General features: G+C 58.0%; 14 protein-coding genes. 13 read left to right on the top strand and 1 reads right to left on the bottom strand.

The window, feature by feature from the left end:
- Positions 1–7: 7 nt before the first annotated feature.
- Entirely contained in the window at positions 8–817 is an 810-nt protein-coding gene (locus KB449_RS22710) for an AraC family transcriptional regulator (RefSeq protein ID WP_282910529.1), read from the bottom strand.
- A gap of 88 nt (positions 818–905) precedes the next feature.
- Here KB449_RS22710 and KB449_RS22705 point away from each other — a divergent pair, with 88 nt between their 5' ends.
- The 13 genes from KB449_RS22705 (at position 906) to KB449_RS22645 (ending at position 20034) form a co-directional block, all read left to right on the top strand.
- Entirely contained in the window at positions 906–1613 is a 708-nt protein-coding gene (locus KB449_RS22705; RefSeq protein ID WP_282910528.1) for an RraA family protein, read from the top strand.
- 56 nt (positions 1614–1669) lie between these two features.
- On the top strand, positions 1670–2704 hold the full coding sequence (locus tag KB449_RS22700; protein ID WP_282910527.1) for a zinc-dependent alcohol dehydrogenase: 1035 nt from the start codon (positions 1670–1672) through the stop codon (positions 2702–2704).
- A 25-nt stretch (positions 2705–2729) separates the two neighbouring features.
- Entirely contained in the window at positions 2730–3449 is a 720-nt protein-coding gene (locus KB449_RS22695) for an SDR family oxidoreductase (RefSeq protein WP_282910526.1), read from the top strand.
- 180 nt (positions 3450–3629) lie between these two features.
- Positions 3630–7712 (top strand): Ig-like domain-containing protein, encoded by a 4083-nt coding sequence (locus KB449_RS22690; protein ID WP_282910525.1) that lies wholly within the window; start codon positions 3630–3632, stop codon positions 7710–7712.
- Positions 7713–7733: 21 nt separating this feature from the next.
- Positions 7734–8822, top strand: a complete 1089-nt coding sequence (locus tag KB449_RS22685) for an alpha/beta hydrolase family protein (protein WP_282912888.1) — start codon at positions 7734–7736, stop codon at positions 8820–8822.
- 323 nt (positions 8823–9145) lie between these two features.
- Positions 9146–10693: an ABC transporter substrate-binding protein gene (locus KB449_RS22680; protein WP_282910524.1), complete on the top strand. Its 1548-nt coding sequence runs from the start codon at positions 9146–9148 to the stop codon at positions 10691–10693.
- A 143-nt stretch (positions 10694–10836) separates the two neighbouring features.
- A complete protein-coding gene (locus KB449_RS22675; protein WP_282910523.1) occupies positions 10837–13125 on the top strand; it encodes an AraC family transcriptional regulator in 2289 nt (762 codons plus the stop codon).
- Positions 13126–13244: 119 nt separating this feature from the next.
- Positions 13245–14174, top strand: coding sequence for an ABC transporter permease (locus tag KB449_RS22670; RefSeq protein WP_282910522.1), 930 nt, complete (start codon positions 13245–13247; stop codon positions 14172–14174).
- A gap of 17 nt (positions 14175–14191) precedes the next feature.
- On the top strand, positions 14192–15076 hold the full coding sequence (locus KB449_RS22665) for a carbohydrate ABC transporter permease (RefSeq protein ID WP_282910521.1): 885 nt from the start codon (positions 14192–14194) through the stop codon (positions 15074–15076).
- Between the two features lie 41 nt (positions 15077–15117).
- A complete protein-coding gene (locus KB449_RS22660; protein ID WP_282910520.1) occupies positions 15118–15894 on the top strand; it encodes a ThuA domain-containing protein in 777 nt (258 codons plus the stop codon).
- A complete protein-coding gene (locus KB449_RS22655; protein ID WP_282910519.1) occupies positions 15891–16964 on the top strand; it encodes a Gfo/Idh/MocA family protein in 1074 nt (357 codons plus the stop codon). The genes KB449_RS22660 and KB449_RS22655 overlap by 4 nt, the downstream gene beginning before the upstream one ends.
- Positions 16965–17069: 105 nt before the next feature.
- Positions 17070–18899 (top strand): sensor histidine kinase, encoded by a 1830-nt coding sequence (locus KB449_RS22650; protein ID WP_282910518.1) that lies wholly within the window; start codon positions 17070–17072, stop codon positions 18897–18899.
- The gene (locus KB449_RS22645) at positions 18880–20034 is read left to right on the top strand and encodes a response regulator (protein ID WP_282910517.1); all 1155 of its coding nucleotides are present in this window, start codon (positions 18880–18882) and stop codon (positions 20032–20034) included. The genes KB449_RS22650 and KB449_RS22645 overlap by 20 nt, the downstream gene beginning before the upstream one ends.
- The last annotated feature ends 55 nt before the right edge of the window (positions 20035–20089 follow it).

Here is a 20089-nt window from a genome sequence, read left to right as displayed (position 1 = left end):
CTGCCGGTCAGCCCTTCGCGTAGCGGGACGGGGACTCGCGGACGAGCTTCTTGAAAAGGCGGCTGAAGTAATAGATGTCCTGATAGCCGACAGCCAGCGCCGCTTCCGTCACGTTGCATTCGCCGCTCGCGATCAAGTCCTTGGCGATGCTGATGCGGACGTGATTTTGATACTGGACGGCGGTCATGCCCGTTATTTTCTTGAACAACAGCCGATAGTGGGAGGGGCTTAGCCCCGCATGCGCCGCGAGCTCTTCGATGGAGTAATGCTGTTTGTAGTTCTCCATCAACAGGTCGGCCGTCCGTTCGATCGCGCTGTAATGGGCTGTGCCGTAGTTGGCGCGGTCCCGCTCTTTGATCAGGGCGTAGAGAATATCCATGATGACGCTCTTGCACTTGACTGTGTAGCCGCTGCGCTTGCCGGTCCATACCTGCAGCAGCTCGGCGAACAAAGCCGGCATGCGGTAGAGTCGAGGGCTGCGGATGACGGTCTCGAAGCTGTCGAAGAGCCGGCTCGTATCGTTGTTGAGGAACCGTAGCTCGAACGAGACCGAACAGAACGACCAGGGAGATTCCGGGTTCGCATAAGCGGATCGTACCAATCCCTTGGGCAGCAACAGCAGGTCACCTGCCTGGATGCGATGCCGGATTCCGCCTATATCGTATATCGCTTCGCCGCTCCGGCAGAACGCGAGCACGTCCAGATTCGGATAGCTGACTTCGGTTAGTTTCCAGTCCGGATTCGCGGTCCTGTCGGTCATGTGGGCGATAGCCGCAATATCGAAGTCATAGTCGGGCCTGGCGGACGACTCGTTCACGCTCGATCGCTCCTTTTTGGCTTGATTCATCAATCATTATACCGGACGAATTCATCACTTTGTGCAAAAAAAGAATGGGGGGACTCGAATGGATCTGGAACAGTTGAAGGCGGACAGGGGAAAGAAGGTCCCGGCCCCGCTGCCGATTCCGGAGGACGTGCTGTGCGAACGGTACGAGCGGACGTTCACGGCGGCGGTCAACGATGTGCTGCGCGAGCGGGGATTGCTCGGCCAGGTGCTTCCGGCCGGCATTATGCCGCTTCGCGATCATATGCGGGTATGCGGAATCGCATTTACCGTGAAGGGATCCAAAAACCTGACGCTTGAGAGCGAGATGGAGCAGCGCGCGCGCATGCTGGAGGAGATCGGCACGGGCAGCGTCGTCGTATGGGACACGAGCGGCGACGACGAGTCCGCGCAGTGGGGCGAGATCATGACGATGGCGTCCAAGCGGCGAGGGTGCAGGGGGGCGATCGTCGACGGAGGCGTTCGCGATACGGACAAAGTGCTCGAGCAGGATTTTCCGGTATTCTGCAAATACCGGACCTCGAACGGGATGCTCGGCCGCTTCCGGATGATCGGCTGGCAGCAGCCCGTCCAGATCGGCGGCGTCTTTATTTATCCGGGCGACGTCGTGTTCGGCGATATCGACGGCGTGATCGTCGTTCCGCGGGAGCTGGCATACGAGGTGCTGCTTAAAGCCGAGCACGTCAAAGAAAACGAAAAGGCGATCAAGCAGATGGTGCTGGACGGATTGACCCCTACGGAGGTCGTGCGCAAGGGCGGCTACTTCTGATCGCCGGACTTGGGCGCCGGATATACAACGCCAAGGGAGTTAAGGAGGATAACGCGATGAAAGCGGCCGTCATGGAGCAATGGGGAAGCATCGAACTCCGGGACGTTTCGATGCCGGAGCTCGGCGACAACGAAGTGTTGATCAAGGTGAAGTATGCAGGCATTTGCGGGACGGACCTTCACATTTATGAGGGGCATCATCCGACGGCGACGCCGCCGCTCATTCCCGGTCATGAGTTCGTCGGAACGATCGAGCGGATACGCGCGTCGCTTCCGACGGACCTGCGCGAAGGAGATCGGGTCGTCGCGGAGCCGCTGATCAGCTGCGGCGCTTGCGAGGCGTGCCGCGAAGGGACCCCCCACGTCTGCCGCAGCCTCAAGCTGCTCGGCATTCATACGAACGGCGCATTCGGCGAGTACGTGAAGGCGTCGCTGGACAAGGTCATTCGCGTGGACGATCGTCTACCGGACACGATCGCGGCGATGGCCGAGCCGTTCGCGGTGGGTTACCACGTGAACAGGCGGGCCGGAACGGGCCGGGGCGACCGCGTGCTGATCATCGGCGGAGGACCGATCGGCCTGATCGTGGGGCTCGTCGCGCGCGAGAGAGGCGCGTCCATGGTCGCGTTCTCGGAGATTAATCCGGCCCGGCTCGAGCAGGTCCGCTCGTTCGGGTTCGAGGACTCGATCCGGCCAGCGACGGAAGATCCAGCGGAACGGGCCGGGGAGCTGACCGGCGGAGAAGGCTTCGACATCGTCATCGAGGTGTCCGGCTCCCAGGCTGGAATGCAGCTTGCGACGGAGGTTTGCCGCATTCGTGGCAAGGTCGTGTTCGTCGGCTTTCCGTCGAAGCAGCCGCAGGTAAATGTGCTTCAGGGGATCTTCAAGGAGCTGACCTTCATCGGAAGTCGCGTTTATACATTCGACGATTTCCGGGCGACCGTGAAGCTGCTAGGTCGGATGACCGCCGATCCGGCGCTTGGCATCGAACGTCTCATCACGGACATCTGCGCCGTCGAAGAGCTGGAAGCGTCCATTCATGCGATGAAGGAAGGACGCAGCAACGGCAAAATATTGATCGGCTTCAATTAAAAAATGACAGGAAGGAGCTGCAAAAATGGAAATGAATCCGTTGCAGGGACGGACGGTCGCGATCGTCGGGGCCGGAGGCGGCATCGGGCAGGCGACGGCCAGGGCGCTGGCGGCGCAGGGAGCCAGCCTCGCGCTTGGCTCCCGGGGCGAGCCGGCGCTGCGCGAGCTCACGGAGACGCTCGCGGCCAGCGGAGCCAGCGCCGCATACCGTACGGTCGACGTGACCAAAGAGGCGGAGGTGCGTTCCTTTTTCGCGTGGGCGCAAGAGGCGTTCGGGGAGCTGGATGTGCTGGTGAACGCGGCGGGACTCAGCATTCCCGCGCAGCTGTCGGAGATGCCGGAGGAGGACTACAGCCGGACCTTCGACGTCAATGTGAAAGGGAGCTTCCTATGCGCAAAGCACTTCATTCCCTGCGTGGACCGGGAGCGGGGCGGGCTCATCGTGCATACCGGCTCGATGGCGGCCAAGCGGGCGAATGCCGGGGCACCGTTGTACTGCTCGGCGAAGGCTGCGGTGAACATGCTGTCGCAGGGGCTCGCGCTGCAGTTGATCGAGCGCCGTATCCGCGTGACGACGGTGAATCCAGGCGCGACCGATACGCAATTCTGGGGCGATCGTCAGGTGCCGCGAGACAAGTTCATGACGGCTGCCGACGTGGCGGACGTCATTGCATGCGTCGTGGCGATGAGCCCGCGGATTGTCGTGCACGAGATAAACTTCGAGTCTTTCGCCTTTTTCAAATGAGCATGCGGATAAGTACGCATCGTTTAACCGTAATTTGATCTAAAATCGAACGCTGGCGCGGCATCGGCCGATTTTGAAGTCCGATCGGCTGATGTTGCAGTATTTTCTGGGGCGCACTCCCCGCTATACTCATGCTGACTCATATTTGAAAGCGATTCCAAATTCTGAGGAGGTCTCGTAATGAGGAAGAAGTTAAAGCGGGCGGCAACAGGACTATTGGCTGTGTGGATGGCTATCTTTTCGGCAGGTCCCGTCTACGGGGACGAGCCGGCTACGCCGGCGGATCCCGTGCAGGCCGCTTTTTATGTTTCGCCGGACGGCGACGACGACAACCCCGGCTCCGAAGCGCTGCCCTTCGCCACCCTGCAAAAAGCGCAGGAGGCGGTCCGCGGCGCAAACGACGCGATGACCGGAGATATCGTCGTCTATTTGCGTGGAGGCAGCTACGTGCTGTCGGCTCCGCTTGCGCTGGACGAGGAGGATTCCGGCACGGAGGGGCATTCAGTGATCTTCGCCGCTTACGGCAATGAGATGCCGGTCGTCGAGGGCGGCCGCGACCTGACCGGATGGACGCTGTACGACGCGGCGAACCATATTTATGCCGCGCCGGCGGCCGATCTGCGGACGAGGCAACTCTATGTCAACGGTATTCGGGCGGTCCGGGCAAGGATGGAAGCGCCGTTGAACAATGCGGTCAAGACGACTTCAGGGTATACGAGCGACGACGCGTGGTTGACGGATCTTGCGCGGCCGAAAGAAGTGGAGGCCGTATTCAATGCGGCGTGGACGAGCCCGAGAATTCGCGTCACAGGCATTACCAATCAAAGCGGGAAGGCGGCGATTGCGCTGAATTCCGCGCTCTGGAGCGCGGTGATGAACCGTTCTCATCTGGAGCAGTGGTACTTGGAGAATGCCTACGAGTTTATCGATCAAGCTGGCGAGTGGTATTTGGATGATCAGAACGAGACCATATATTACAAACCGAGGCCGGGCGAAAACATGGCAACCGCCCGCGTAACCGCACCTGTCCTTGAGAATCTGGTCAACATCGAGGGAAGCAGCGTGGATGCACAGGCGGGCAATATCCGTTTTGAAGGGATCGGCTTTGCGTATACGACGTGGATGCAGCCGACCGACGAAGGCGGCTGGAACGATGAGCAGAACAACTACAAGGTTGGCACGCTTGAGATGCCGCAAGCCGCCGTCAACGTACAATACGCGCATGATATTGCGTTCGAACGCTGCGATTTTTCCAAAATGGGCGGCACGGGCATCAATCTGCTGAAGGGCGTACAGAACCATCTGATCGAAGGCGGCCGCTTCTTCGATATTTCGGGCTCGGCCGTGAACGCCGGCCAGACATCCAAGACAAGCGCATCGGTCTATAACCCTTCAGATGCGCGGATGATTTTGAAAAACAACGATATCGTCAACAACTACATCCACGACATCGGCGTCGAATACAAGAGCGCGACAGCCGTCACGGTCGCTTTTCCGATGGATATCGACATCTCCCACAACGAGATATTCAATATCCCATACTCGGGCATCAGCTTCTTCGGCAGCGTCTACGCGCCCGTGACTACGACCAAAAACGCGCGGGTGGAGGATAATTTCGTCCATGATCTGATGGGCGACGGAATCTTCGACGGGGGCGCCATTTATGCCTTCGGCGTGACGGGGGGCACGACGGCCAATCCCAACCTGATCTCCGGCAATTATATTAAAAACCAGATGAATCGCTATGCGACCATTTATATGGATCAGTCGTCGGACTTCTGGAAGATCGAGAATAATGTCGTCGATCTGCGGGACGAGCCGATCTGGGACGATATTTACGATACCTACTGGGCGTTCGCCAATATCAACACGCATGACATCCGTCTCGACGGCAACTACAGCACGACGAGCGCTTTCTGGAATAAAAGTTCCTCGGACTCCATTATTAAGACGAACGACCATATCTATCCGGAAGGCAACTGGCCGGCGGCAGCCCAGGCGATCATCGCCAACGCGGGTCTTGAGCCGGCCTATCAGGACATTGCCTTGGGGACGATCGAGAATTTGAAGGTGCCGGACGCGGTCAATCTGAGCTCGACTGCGGCGCAGACGTTCCAGATCGTACCGGAGGCAGAGACCGGACGCGGGACGCCGGTGGACATAAGCGCTGCGCAAGCGTACTTCACCAGCAGCGATCCTGCGGTCGCGACGGTGGATGCAAGCGGAACGGTTACTGCCATCAGCGCAGGCAGGGTCGATATCGTGCTGCATCTATTTTGGAACGGCAGCTTGGTCAAGAAGACGGTGCCTGTCTATGTCGACGATGTGCTTGACGATATCGAAGTATATTACGCGTTGGAAAACGTGAAGCATGTCGTGCCTGCATCCATGACCTTCGTTCCCGGCACCGTTCGGCAACTGGTTGCGCGGGGGGTGACGAACTACGGTCAAACCATCGGCGGCACGGAGGTAACGTTCGGAAGCAGCGATCCGTCCGTGGCGACAGCCGTATACGGTCTGTTGACGACGCATACGCCCGGCACGGCGAATATTTCGGTCTCCACCTCGCTGAACGGCGTTACGGTCACCAAGGAGATCGGCATCGATGTCGTCGATTACAGCGATGAGGACAGCCTGGATGTTCCTGCCTATTCGATCAACGAACTGATTCGGGATCCGGGCGGCTGGTACTCGAAACTGAGCAGCGGCACAATTACGCCGGGGGCAGGCACGCTGGAAGTCAATACGCCGGGCAGCGGCTACGCTTTGTATGAGGAGAAGACATTTGGCGACGAGCTGTTATCGATGAATATAAAAATCAACGCGACGGGCGGCTGGCCTTCGATCGTGCTGCGCAGCCAGAAGCTGGACAAGGATTTTACCGCAGCCGACAACAGCTTGTACATGATTTGCTTCAAACCGGATATCATCGAGCTCCACCGGTTTTCGGGAGGCGAACGGACCGTCTTTTTCGGAGAAATCGCCGGCTTTGACAGCCTGGGCGCAGCCTCGTACCCGAATTCGTCGATACCGTTCCACGAGACGCATTTCGTCCAGGCCGGCGCGGTAAATGAGAGCGGCGGCGTACGGATCATATTAAACGTGGACGGGCAAAACGTATTCACGTATCTAGATACGAGCCCGGACCGTATCGCAGGAGACGGTTACTTCGGTTTGTACGCCCGCTCCGGCAGCATGACGCTTGGTGAGACCGCTCTGGGCCTGCCAGGCGAGGACGAATGGCCGATTCCCGATGCGCCGGAAGCTTCGCTCTCGGGCGTCGGCACGGCAACCGTCGACCGGAATGTAACGCTGACCGGGGCGATCGTCCCCAATAGCGCGCTGACATTGAACGGAGCCGAGATCGCCTACGATCCCGCTGCGTTCGAATTTGAGGCGATCTCGTCGCTGGCGCCTGGCGTGACGGTCAGTGCGAGCGAGGCTGTTTACGGTACGGTAGAGCTGGCCTTCTCGGGAACGGGAACCTCGCTCGGCGGTTTTGTGGAGAAGAAGCTGTTCGCAGCGACCTTCAAAGCCAAGTCGGCGGCAGCTTCCTCCGCCATCGAACTGTCCGCGGTCCGACTGACGGATATGAATGAAGATGAGGTCGATACTGCGCCGACGGCCAAGTCGATCGCCGTGTCGGCCCCGGTTACGGGCGGCATTTACGAAACCTTTGACGGCTATGCGGCCGGCAACATCAGCGGCGCCTCCGGCTACATCGTAACGCCGACCAATCTGGGCTACTTTACGATTCAGGAATCGCCCACTTCTGCAGACAAGAGCCTGCATCTCTACAAAACGACGACAAACGACACCTCTTCGTCCACGCTCACCAAGATATACAGCTCTGCAGGCATAGCGGGGAAGGTGCGCGTGTCCTATCAGGTGAAAAAGGAGAGCGGCGTCGCCAGTCCGCAAAGCTTCGTCAATCTGAGGGACAAGAGCGGAAAAGTGATTGCGACGGTAATTGTCGACGACACGCTGCACGTGAAGCTGGCCTCCGACAATACCGTGGTAACGAGCGGGCAATTGCTGTCGGATATATGGTATCAGGTGACGCTCAATCTCGATTTCGACGCGCACACGGTGTCCGTACAGATCAAAGAGCTGTCCGGCGCGAATCGGGCGTGGGCGCTGCCGAGCCAGTCGATGCAGAACGTTGCTGCCGCCAATTTCTCGCGTGCGGAGTACGTGCTCTGGAATACCCGAACCGGCGCCTATTCTTACAACGATCTGATTGCCGAGCCGGTAACACCCTGAAGAAGGAACGTGGTGAAGGACATGGGTAAGGAAGCTGAGGAAGCGTTCGAAAGGCTGAACGGCGCCCCGCGTCTGTATCAAGAGGAGGAGGATGCGGGGAATTCTTATCGCCAGCGGCAGCATGACGAGTTGGAGGACTTGATCCTCGGTTTGCGTCGTCAATCGAGAGAAAAGAGGCGGGCTTATTTTTCGCCCGACTTCACCGACATCGGGTCCTATGCGCGCAGCATCGAGCGCTATCGGCAGGACTTTGCGGGCATGCTGGGCATGCCTCTATCGGCGCAGGAGCCGGTCTCGGCGGAGACGGAAACAGCGGCTGAATATATTCCCGTCGCGGAGGACGAGCTTGGCGAGATTTTCAGGGTGATCCTTCCGGTACGCGAGGGCCTGAACACTTATGGATTATTTTTTCGCCCGTCAGGCGAAGGTCCCTTCCCGCTCGTCATCTCTCAGCATGGAGGCCAGGGCACGCCAGAACTGACCGCCGGATTTTTCGGATCGGACAACTACAATGACATGACGCGCAGAATCCTTCGGCGCGGGGCGGCCGTATTCGCTCCCCAACTGCTGCTGTGGGAGGCCGAACGCTTCGGGCCGAAGCATGACCGCAGAAAAATGGATATTCAGCTAAAGCAGTTAGGCGGCTCCATAACGGCAGTCGAGGTGTATAAGCTGCAGCGGAGTCTGGACCGTTTGCTGCGCCGGCCGGATATCGATGAGAATCGGGTCGGGATGGTCGGCCTGTCGTACGGCGGTTTCTACACGCTGTTCGCTGCCGCGGCGGACACTCGTATTCGCGTCGTCGTCTCCTCATGCTTCGTGAACGATCGCTACGCATACGATTGGTCAGACTGGACTTGGTTCAACGCCGGCAACACGTTCCTGGACGCGGAGATATGCGGTCTTATCTGTCCCAGGCCGCTGTACGTCGAGGCGGGGATCCGGGACGAGCTTTTTGCAGTCGGAGGCTTCCGAAAAACGAGCGAGAGCGCGCGAACTTATTTTGAGCGTCTCGGATTGGAGGATCGATTCGAAGCTGCCGTCTTTGACGGCGCTCACGAGTTCAATCCGGGCGATCAACCGATCAATTTTCTTTTCAAACATTTATAAGCCTTGGATATACAGCGGGCCGTGCCTCAGATCCTTAACGATCTAGGCACGGTTTTATAAATTTATCGGGGGCATCGCGCTCGTACGCGCATCGCATTCGCTGCGGCAGCGGCTTCGTTATTGTCATATGGACTTCAAAATCGGATAATAGGTGAAAATGCGCCGTATTTAAAGCCTTTTGGACGATATTGCAGTTTTTCTGACGCGGCTCCCATTATATATTCAACTCGTCGAGCCGAGGCGGAGCGTTTACGGGCTTCACTTGATGTAAGCGCTATACCGAGGCTGGAACATTCCATGGATGAAATGGGGTCAGCAACAAAATGAGAAACTATACCCGTCTTGCCGCGATTGTCCCCTTGCTGTCGGCGATGATCGTCGCAGCAGGCTGTTCGAGTTCCGATCCGAAGGATGCGGACGCTAAGGGTACTTCGGCTTCGCCAAGTTCTGCGTCTGCGTCGGAAGGCGGCGCCTCCACGCAGGAAGCGCTTGAGCCGGTTAAGCTGAAGTATTATTTTTTCGGTGCAGCGAAGCCGGGCGATGCGGCCGTCTACGACGAGATCAACAAAAGACTCAAGGAAAAGATCAATACGACGATCGAATTCGTCAAGGTTCCGAACGGGGATTATACGCAAAAAATGTCGGTTATGGTGAACGCGCAGGAGGCGTTCGATCTGGCCTTCACCTCTCCGAACTATCTGGATTATTTCTCCAATGCGGCGAAGGGTTCGTTCGTTGACCTCACAGAGCTATTACCCCAATATGCACCGAAGACGTATGCGGAGTTGAAGCCGGAAATCTGGAACGCCGCCAAAGTAAACGGCAAAATATACGCCGCCATCAATCAACAGATTTTCGCGCGCCAGTCGGGCTTGAGCCTTTCCAAACCGCTCGTCGACAAGTACGGCTTCGACGTCTCCGGCGTCAAGAAGTTGTCCGATCTCCTGCCCTTCCTTGAGAAGGTGAAGGCGGGCGAGCCGGTTGAGCAAACGGATCAGCTTTATAACGCGCAGATGAAAAACCAGGTGTTCAGCTACTTCTTCCCTTATTATGAATGGGAAACGATCGGCGGTACGGATGTGCCGGGGGTTGCCGATTCCACCGAGGAGCACCCGACGGTGTTCAACGAGTACGATACGCCGGAGTTTAAGGATTTTGTCATGACGATGAGCGAGTACCAAAGGAAGGGATACATTGCGAAGGATGCGTTGACCAGACCGACCTTCGATCCCGCCAAGTACGCCGCCAATTCGATCGCAACGCTGATGCCGGGCATTGAGGAAACGCTCAAGACGACATATAAAGCCGACCAGGTGATCATCCCGCTGGGAGATCCGATTCTGACGTCGCCTAACGCGATCGCCACAATGACGGCCGTCTCGTCGACCTCCAAGCATCCGGAGCGGGCGCTCATGGTGATCGAAGCGTTCAACACGGACAAGGATTTGTACAACCTGATGGTGTGGGGCCGTGAAGGCGTCGATTACAAGAAGGTCGGCGACAACCGCGTCGAGTCGCTGCCAGGCGCCACATACGGACCTGCCTACGGGTGGATGTTCGGCAATCAATTCAATGCTTATGTGAGCGGCAGTCAGCCGGACGATGTGTGGGCGCAGACGAAGGCGTTGAATGAATCGGCAAAAGTATCGACGCTGTTCGGCTTCAACTTCAATCCCGACAATGTCAAGGCTGAGAGCGCGAATTGTGCGGCCATCGTTAATGAATATAAGGCCGCCTTCAATACGGGCATGTACGGCAGCGATACGGAAAAGAAGTACAATGAGTTTCTGGCCAAGCTGAAGACGGCCGGCGTCGACAAGCTGATTGCAGAAAAGCAAAAACAAGTGGACGCGTTCATCGCCGCTAAATAGCAACTTCGCTTTGTAACAATCGGCTTTGCCATAGAAACGCCATCCAAATCATCTTGAAGATGGAGCGTCATCTTGGAGATGATTTGGATTTCCTTTTGTTGCAGCTGCGTCAGACCATGCTCTCGGACACAAAGGGGTGCGCGATGTTCACCTTTATCGGCCGCAAAAAACGAGTAGCCCTTCTGAGCTACGTTAAAATTTTCCTTTTATTCGTCGCCATCGTGATGGCGGCGAATATCGTCACGTCTTCTTCGATGTACGTGAATTCAGAGCGTCATTCCGCCAAGCTCGTACAGATCTACAGCGCCGAGGAGCTGTCTCAGATCAGCTACAGCACAAATTTTATGTTCGAAGCGGCCAAGATGACGCTGCTGCAGCTGTATTCGAATCCTGCCGTTCTGAAGCTGATGAATCAGACGGACCTCGGAGAGCTGGAGACAGCTTCCTTGCTCAGCCAGGTCGGGCTGGTGAATATCAACCTCCCGTTCGTTAACTCCATTTATATTTACAACAACCGTGCGCATCGTATGTATTTCGACGGAAAGGCGTTTCCGGATACTTCTTTTCCGGATCAGGATATGATTCGGCGTCTGGAAAGCGGCACCATCGACAACCTGCGGCCGATCGCTCGCCGCATCCAGTCTCCGGGCAACTACACCAGCACCGTTCCCGACGATGCGCAGTACGACGACGTGTATTCGTTTGTTTTCTACGACAGCAAGTCCAATCAGATCGACAATGCGATTGTACTCAACGTTTCTCAAAGCTGGCTCAAAAATACAATCGACTCCATGGGACCCCGGACGAGCGGCGATACGGTCATTGTCGATTCGGCGGGTCTGATCGCCCTTGGCAACGAGCGATATCGTTATCTGGATCGCGCGTCTGAGAAATATCCCGAGTTCGGCTCTATTCTGGATCGGGGAGAATCGTCCGGCTATTCCGTCAAGACGATCGATCGGACGAAATATTTGATTACGTATGTATCGTCCCCGATTCTAAACTGGAAGTTTATCCGGTTTACGCCATACGAAGCCGTATCCGGCAAGCTCAAGCAACTGCTGTCCTGGACGTTGATCATCTTCCTCGTCGTGACTTTTCTCTCCGTGCTGGCCGTTTTATTCATCTCAAGGTTCGTGTACGGGCTGTTCAGCAGCAAGCTTCGTGAGATGGAACGTAAATTCGACGACGAGAAAAATGCGGGCTTCGAAAAAAAACAGCAGTTTTTGCGCATGCTGGCTGCCGGGAAAATTGAAGAGGGCATTTTGCGCAAAAGGCTTGCGCGCTACGGCATAAACTTTCGGCTGGATACCGGGTTTATGACCGTCGTGTTCAAGATCGACCGATACGAACGCTATTGCGAGCAGTATTCGCCGGAAGACCGTGCACTGCTTTCATACGGCATCATTAACATCATCGGCGAGTTGGCGGCTCCGGTCTTCACGCATGAAGCGGTCGACCTCGGCGAAGGCTGCCTTGGTCTGCTTCTCAATACGGACGTCATCGACGGCGAGGAATTCGCGGACAGAACGGAAGGGCTGGTCAAGGACGTTCAGGAGAAAACATCGCAATATCTCGGACTATCTCTATCCGCTTCGTTAGGCGAGGGACTGGAGGAGATCGAGGAGATTCCGGGCAGCGTGAGCCTGTGCAAGGAGGCGCTGGACTACAAGCTCTTCTACGGACCGCGGTCGCTTATATATGTATCGGGCATCAAGGAGCTCAAGAAAAAAGAAATTGTTTTTCCCGCTCAGGTCGTCACGCAAATTATCGAAGCGCTGCTTGCGGGGGACGGCGAAGCCGTCAGGCAGAGCTGCGCGCGATTGATCGAGAGCACGCGAGGGCATTCGGTCGCCTCCCTGCAGACGACCTTGCTTCGGCTTGCCATCGCCATGAGAGAGGGCATGCAGAAGTATCCTGTACTGGCGGATGAGCTTCACTATGGACCCTTTATCGATTTGGCTAATCGCATAACAAGCTTCGAGACGGTGGACGAGATCGCGGGCAAGCTCGACGAGCTGTTTGCCGGCCTGCTGGACGTCGTCCTCCGCTCGCAGAAATCCGTCAAAAAGTACGAGCGGTATAGCGGCATTATGAAGGATGTGCAGGCGTTCGTAGAGCGCGAGTATGCCAATCCGAACTTGAGTCCGGAGCTTATTGCAGAGCAGTTCGACTTGTCCGCCCGGTATTTAAGGACGTTGTACATGAAGGCATCGGGAGAGTCGCTTGGCGAATACATCACCCGCTACCGATTGGAACAGGCCAAGGGTCTGCTCGACAGCGCGGAAGTTACGGTTCAGGAAGCGGCCCTTCGGAGCGGCTTTGCGAATATCAACTACTTCTACACGTTGTTCAAAAAGTATAACGGAATTACGCCAAATGAGTTCAGAAGCTTGACGAGTCTGGAATCCGGCTCCGATCGTAACGAATAGCCGGATTTGAAGCCTTTTCGGACAGATTTGCAGTAGGCGCCCTTTCTGCAACCGCTTATACTGAGGCCGTCGAGTCAATGAGACGCGACGGATCACGCAGAAAAGGAGTGCAAGTGCAAATGAGAACGGAAGCGCTGCGGAAGAGGCGAAAGCCGATCGCGAAAAATTGGCAGTTGATGCTTATGTCTTTGCCGGCGATCGTCAAAATTTTTATTTTCTCTTATCTTCCCATGATCGGGATCGTCATGGCGTTTAAGGACTATGTGCCGGTGAAAGGGATTATGGGGAGCGCCTGGAACGGTTTCGACAACTTCGCTTTTTTCTTTCAATCGGCGGATGCCTGGAAAATACTTCGGAATACGCTCGGATTGAACGCGATGCTGATCGTCGTCGAGCTGCTGTCCGGCGTCTTTTTCGCCCTGCTCCTCTACGAAGTGACGACCAAAAAAATGCTGAAGGTGTATCAGTCCGTTATGTTTTTTCCGTATTTCTTCTCCTGGGTGCTGGTCGGTCTGATGCTCACGACGCTGTTGAATCCGGCTACGGGCATGCTGACCACGCTGATTCGCGAGCTTACCGGCCACGAGGTGGCTTTCTACTCCAAAGCCTGGTACTGGCTCATTATTCTCCCGCTGGTGGCCATCTGGAAGGGAACCGGCTTCAACAGTCTCATCTATTATTCGGCGCTTATGAGCATCGATAAAGAGCTCTTTGAAGCTGCCGAAATTGACGGCGCTTCCAAAGCGCAGTCGATCCGTCATATCTCGATTCCCTTCCTGCTGCCGATGATGGTGATGCTGACGATTTTGGCGATCGGTCATATTATGCGAGCAGACTTCGGACTTTTCTACTTCGTCCCCCGCAATGTAAGCGCGCTGTACCCCGTCACCGACGTTCTGGACACGTACGTCTTCCGGGCGCTGACCGTCAATGGCGATTTTGCCATGAGCGCGGCTGTCGGGGTGTTTCAATCGATCGTCGGATTTGTGCTGATCCTCGGGACGAACCGACTGGCCAAGCTCTTCAACAAAGAGTACGGACTATTCTAGGGCGGATGTGACCAGACATGTACAAAAACAAAACGTATCATCAGTTGGTCGTCCATCTTTGCCTGATCCTGTTTTGCGCGATGTGTCTGCTGCCGATGGTGCTGACGGTGTCGATCTCGCTCACGGACGGCTCCGTCATTCAGAAGTACGGCTACCAGCTCATTCCAAGCCGATTTTCCCTGCAAGCCTACACCTATATTTTCATGGAACCTAGCACGCTCCTGGCCGGGTACAAAAATTCGCTGCTGATCGTCATCGTCGGCACGCTCGGCAATCTGCTGGTAACCTCCATGGTCGCTTATTCGCTGGCGCGGCGCGATTTTCAGTATCGCGGCCAGATTTCCTTTTATATTTTCGTCACGATGATATTCAGCGGTGGCACGGTGCCGCTATACATTCTGATCGTGCAGTACCTGGATTGGAAAAACATGCTGATCTCGTTGATCGTGCCCGCTTTTGCGGCGCCGTTTCAAATTTTTATGCTGCGCGTCTTTTTCCAGGAGATCCCACCTGCGCTGATCGAATCGGCCAAGCTTGATGGCGCCTCGGATGTGAGGACGTACCTGAGCATCGTTCTGCCGCTGTCGAAGCCTGCGTTGGCGACGGTGGCGCTCATGATGACCTTGCATTACTGGAACGAGACGTTTAACGCCATTCTGTTTATCGACCATACGGCTCAATATCCGATTCAGCTCGTACTCAAAAATATTACGACCTATATCGAGATGGTGAAAAACGGCGGTGTCGATCCGAGCGGCCAGCCGGTCAGCGCTTCGGATGTGCCGTCGGACGCCATGATGTACGCCATGATGGTGCTGACTTCGCTGCCGGTCATGTTTTTGTTCGGCTTCCTGCAAAAATACTTTGTCAAAGGCCTCACGATCGGGGCGGTCAAGGGCTGACCGTCATTGGACGAAAAAATGGACGAACGGGGGAGCTTTCCATGGGCGAAACGAGAGAAACGACAGGCAAAACGAGAGAACCGATCAAGGTGACCGTCTGGAACGAATACCGGCATGAGCTGGACAAGCCGAATGTGCGCGCGATCTACCCTCAGGGCATGCATCGGGCGATTGCCGAAGGACTGGAAGGGAACTTCGCGATCCGCACGGCGACGCTGGATGAGCCCGAGCACGGACTCGGCGAGGCGGTGCTGGCGGATACGGACGTGCTCGTCTGGTGGGGGCATGTCGCCCACAAGGAGGTGCGGGACGACATCGTCGATCGCGTCGCCGCCCGCGTGCTGCAGGGCATGGGTCTTATCGCGCTTCATTCGGCCCACTACTCCAAGGTGTTCCGCAAACTGATGGGCACGACCTGCTCGCTGCTCTACCGCGACGAAGGGGAGCGGGAACGGCTGTGGGTGACGGCGCCGGGACATCCGATCGCGGAGGGCGTCGGACCGTACTTCGAGCTGGAGCGCGAGGAAATGTACGGCGAGTTTTTCGACATACCGTCGCCGGACGAGGTCGTGTTTACGAGCTGGTACGAGGGTGGCAACGTCTTCCGCAGCGGCTGCTGCTTCAACCGGGGGCAGGGGAAAATTTTTTACTTCCAGCCCGGCCACGAGCTGTACCCGACCTATCATGACGCCAATGTCCTGCGTGTCATCTCCAACGCGGTCCACTGGGCGGCCCCGACGAAGCGGGAGCCGCTGCGGTTCGGCAAGGCCGTCCCTGCCCTGGAAGCCATCCGACCGAAAGGGGCGGTCGAAGCATGAGCGGTACCTTCAGAGTCGGCATCGTCGGCACCGGCAAAATATTCGAACACGCGCATGCGCCCGCGTGGAAGTCTTATCCGGGCGTCGAGATCGCCGCATTGTGCGACGCCTACAAGCCTGCAGCGGAGGCGCAGGCGTTAAGGCTCGGCGTAAGCGACGTGTACACCGATTATGTCGAAATGATGGAGCGCGAGAAGCTGGACGCGGTCGGCATCTGCGCGCCGAATGTGTATCACTCCGAGGTGGCGATCGCTGCGCTGGAGCGGGGACTGCACGTCTTCTCCGAGAAGCCGGACGCGGTGAATCCCGCCGAAGCTTGGCGGATGGCGGATGCCGCCAGGCAAGCCGGCAAGGTGTTGATGGTGATGCGCAACAACCGCTTCACCCCGCAGTCGCAATTCCTGAAGCGCTACATCGACAGCGGCGCGATGGGCGAGATCTACACGGGGCGGGCAGGCTGGATCCGCCGTCGGGGCATCCCGGGCCGGGGCGGATGGTTCACGACGAAGGCGATGTCCGGCGGCGGTCCCCTCATCGATCTGGGCATTCATATGATCGATCTGGCCGTCTGGCTGATGGGCAATCCACGCCCGGTCGCGGTCAGCGGAGCCGCCTATACGAAGTTCGCCGATGCGCCGCTCCCTGGCCTGACGGACAGCCGGATCGGCGCGGTGAAGGAGGGCGGCGTCTTCGACGTGGAGGATCTAGCTACCGGCTTCATCCGCTTCGAAGGTGGGGCTACGCTGCAGATTGAGTTCAGTTGGGCCGCGAATGCGGAGGACGGACCGAAGTATGTCGAGCTCCGCGGGACAAAGGCGGGCTGCAGCCTCCATAACGGCGAGGTGAAGCTGCTGACTGAGCTCGAAGGCGTGCTCTGCGACATCGTGCCGCGCTTCGGCAAGGATGACGGCCTGCCCCATTGGCGCAACATCCATCACTTCATCGACTGCGCGCGCGGCGTCGCGGAGCCGATCAGCGATCCCGCAAGCGGCGCGGACTTGATCGGGGTACTTGGCGCCATCTACGAATCGGCCCGGATCGGAGCGGAAGTGCGGCTGGACGGCAACTAGACGTTCACCGAATGACAGGCCGCCGGGCTAGCGTTGCGAACAAAGGATTTTGCGGCAGCTTGTCGAATCTCAGTGATACACGAGAGAAGACGGGAGGCGAGCGCTGTGGATACGAGGCAATGGATGTCGGTGCTGTTATGTCTCGCGACGGCGCTCATGCTGTTCGTGGCCTGTCTGTCTTACCTGAAGCGCCAGCAGCCGATGGCGCGCACGATGATATGGATGATGGCGACGGCCTCCTGCTATGCGATGGGCTACGCGTTCGAGATCGTGAGCGAGAGCCTGCGCGAGGTCAAGCTTTCGTACCAGCTGGAGTATGTCGGCATTCCTTTCGTTTCGGCGTTTTGGCTGCTGCTGGTTTTTCAATTTACCGGGTTTGCCGCCAGGCGCCGGAGGCCGGCTGCCATCGGGATTTTCCTGATTCCGACCGTTACCTTCCTGCTGCACCTTACCAACGACTGGCACCATCTCCTCTATCAAGCTTTCATCCCGAACGCGGAGGGACTCGTTCCCGTTTACAATACGATCAAAGGTCCCTGGTATCCGATTCACGCCATCTACAACTATACGATCCTTCTGTTCGGCATTCTGCTGTTCCTCCCGATGTATCTCAGAGCGGTCCCGATCGTCCGCAAGCAGATCGTCGTGCTGATCGTGGGAGCGGCGGGTCCGATTCTGTTCAATATCGCTTACATGTTCAACAAGGAGATCGACTTCACGCCGCTCGGCTTCGCATTGTCCGGCCTGGTGTACGCCTGGGGCATCTTCCGCTTCCGGCTGCTGCGGCTGACGCCGCTCGCTTATGCCAAGATGTTCGATACGATCCGGGACGGCGTCATCCTGCTCGACTACGACAATCAGGTCGTGAGCCACAACGATGCCGCGACGGAGGCGTATCCCGGGCTGCACGCGGCGAAAAAAGGACCGATTCCGGCCCGCACGCTGCTCGCGGATAGTCCGGCGCTGCTGGACCGATTGGCGTCGGCGGCACATTTGGACGAGCGCTTCCCGCTGGCGCGCGCGCTAGGGGACCGGACGCGGCATTACATATGCAGCATCACTCACATTTACGACACGGGCACGGCCCCTATCGGAAAAATGATCATGCTGAGCGACGTCACGGCGCTGCGGGAAAACGAGGAGCGACTGCGGGAGAAGTCGGAGCGGCTTACGCAGCTCAACGCCTTCAAGGACAAGCTGTTCACAGTGATGGCCCATGATATCCGCGATCCGATCGCGCTGCTCGTCAGCTTGACCGAGCTGCTGGAGGCGGAGCCGGAAGAGCCGGATCGGGCGAAGGCCGAGGTGCTGCCCGAGATCAAACGGCAGGTACGCGGCACCTATCAGCTCGTGGACAATCTGCTCGACTGGTACCGCAGTCAGAACGGCACGATCGCGTTTCGCCCGCAGGCGTGGAATTTGCAGCAGGTCGTCCGCCAGGCGATGTCGCTGGCCGGCGCGAGAGCCGCCGCCAAGCATATCCGGATCGCGGAGCGGATCGACGACCGGCTCACCGTGAACGCGGACAAGGAAATGCTCGATCTCATCTTGCGCAACCTGCTGGCGAACGCGATCAAGTACACCGACGTCGGCGGCCAAATCGCGGTGAGCGCAACCGCCAAGGGCGGCGAGGTGAGCGTGTCCGTGAGCGACGACGGGCGCGGGATCGACGAGGAGACGGCCAAGCTGCTCCGGCGCGACGAGATGTACTTCAAGGAGCCCGGCTTCGCGAGCGCGGACGGCGGCGGAGAGATGCGGTTCGGACTCGTGCTTACGCGCGAGTTTCTCCGCATGCACGGAGGCAGTCTCCGGTTCGAGAGCTCCTCGGGACGGGGCACGACGTTCTGGTTCACGCTGCCGGGGAATGCCGGCGGGGATGCACTGGCGGATAAAGACGGATGGGCGGTGAGCGCATATGAAAGTGATGCTGGTTGACGACGAGCCCGTCATGCACCTCATCATGAGAAAAATGCTGGAGAAATATCCGGGTCTCGAGGTCGTCGGCACGTTCGCGGACGCGTCGTCGGCAGCCGCTTTCCTGACCGAACGCGAGGATGTGGACCTGGCCTTCGTGGACATCTCCATGCCCGGCGGCAGCGGTCTGTCCTTCGCCGCCAAGGTCGATCAGGAAGGCGGAAGGCCGCAGATCGTATTCGTCACGTCGCACAAGGACTTTGCCGTGAACGCGTTCGAGCTGTCCGCGCTCGATTATCTCGTGAAGCCGGTGACGCAGGAGCGGCTGGAGCGGACGGTCCATCGCGCGCTGGAGAGCCGCAAGGCGCTGGGAACCGCGAAGCCTGCGGACGCGCCTGCGCAGACCGGGGGCAGGGTGAACGTGTCCGTGCTCGGTGACTTCGCCGTGCAGAGCGAAAGGGGGCGGGTGAAGTGGATGTCGGGCAAGAGCGCCGAGCTGTTCGCATACTTGCTGCTGAGCCGGGGGAAGCGGATCTCGCGCCATCGCCTGATCGCCGAGATTTTCGCCGGGATGACGGTAGCGAACGCGGAAAAGTATTTGAACACGGCGGTCTACCAGCTGCGCAAATCGCTGGAGCCGATCGGCCTGCGCGAGTCGGTTCGCTCCGAAAATGACGGGTACGCGCTCGAGCTTGAAGACGCGGCGGTCGATTACGAGCGGTTCGAACGGGAGACGGCCAGGCTCGGCAAGCTCCATGCCGGCAACGCAGCGGATGCGCTGGACGTCGAACGGCTGTATACGGGCGACTTATTCGGCGCCAAAGCCTATGTCTGGGCGGTCCAGCATACGGAACGGCTGGCGAATCGCTATGCGGCCTTCGTGCGGGCGGCAGCCGCCGCGCTGCTGGAGGTGCCGGACACGGCCGCCGCCGCGAAGCTGCTGCAAAAGCTGCATGCCCGCAATCCCTGGGACGAGGCCGTCGTGAGTCTGCTAATGCGCACGCATGCGATGGAGCGCGACAAAAAAGGTCTGACCGCGCAGTACACGGATTATGTGAAGCTGCTCGGTCGAGAGCTCGGCATCAAGCCGTCCAAGGAGCTGCTGCTGCTCTACGATTCGCTCGTCAGCGGGCTATCGGAAAACACCGACCCCTAAGTCGAGCGCATGGAACAAACAAGCGCATGGAACAGACAGCGGAATAATATTTTCA

This window comes from Cohnella hashimotonis, from assembly GCF_030014955.1.
GTDB lineage: Bacteria > Bacillota > Bacilli > Paenibacillales > Paenibacillaceae > Cohnella > Cohnella hashimotonis.
Note: the sequence above shows the minus strand (reverse complement) of the source record. Positions and strands in the feature narration are given on the sequence as shown.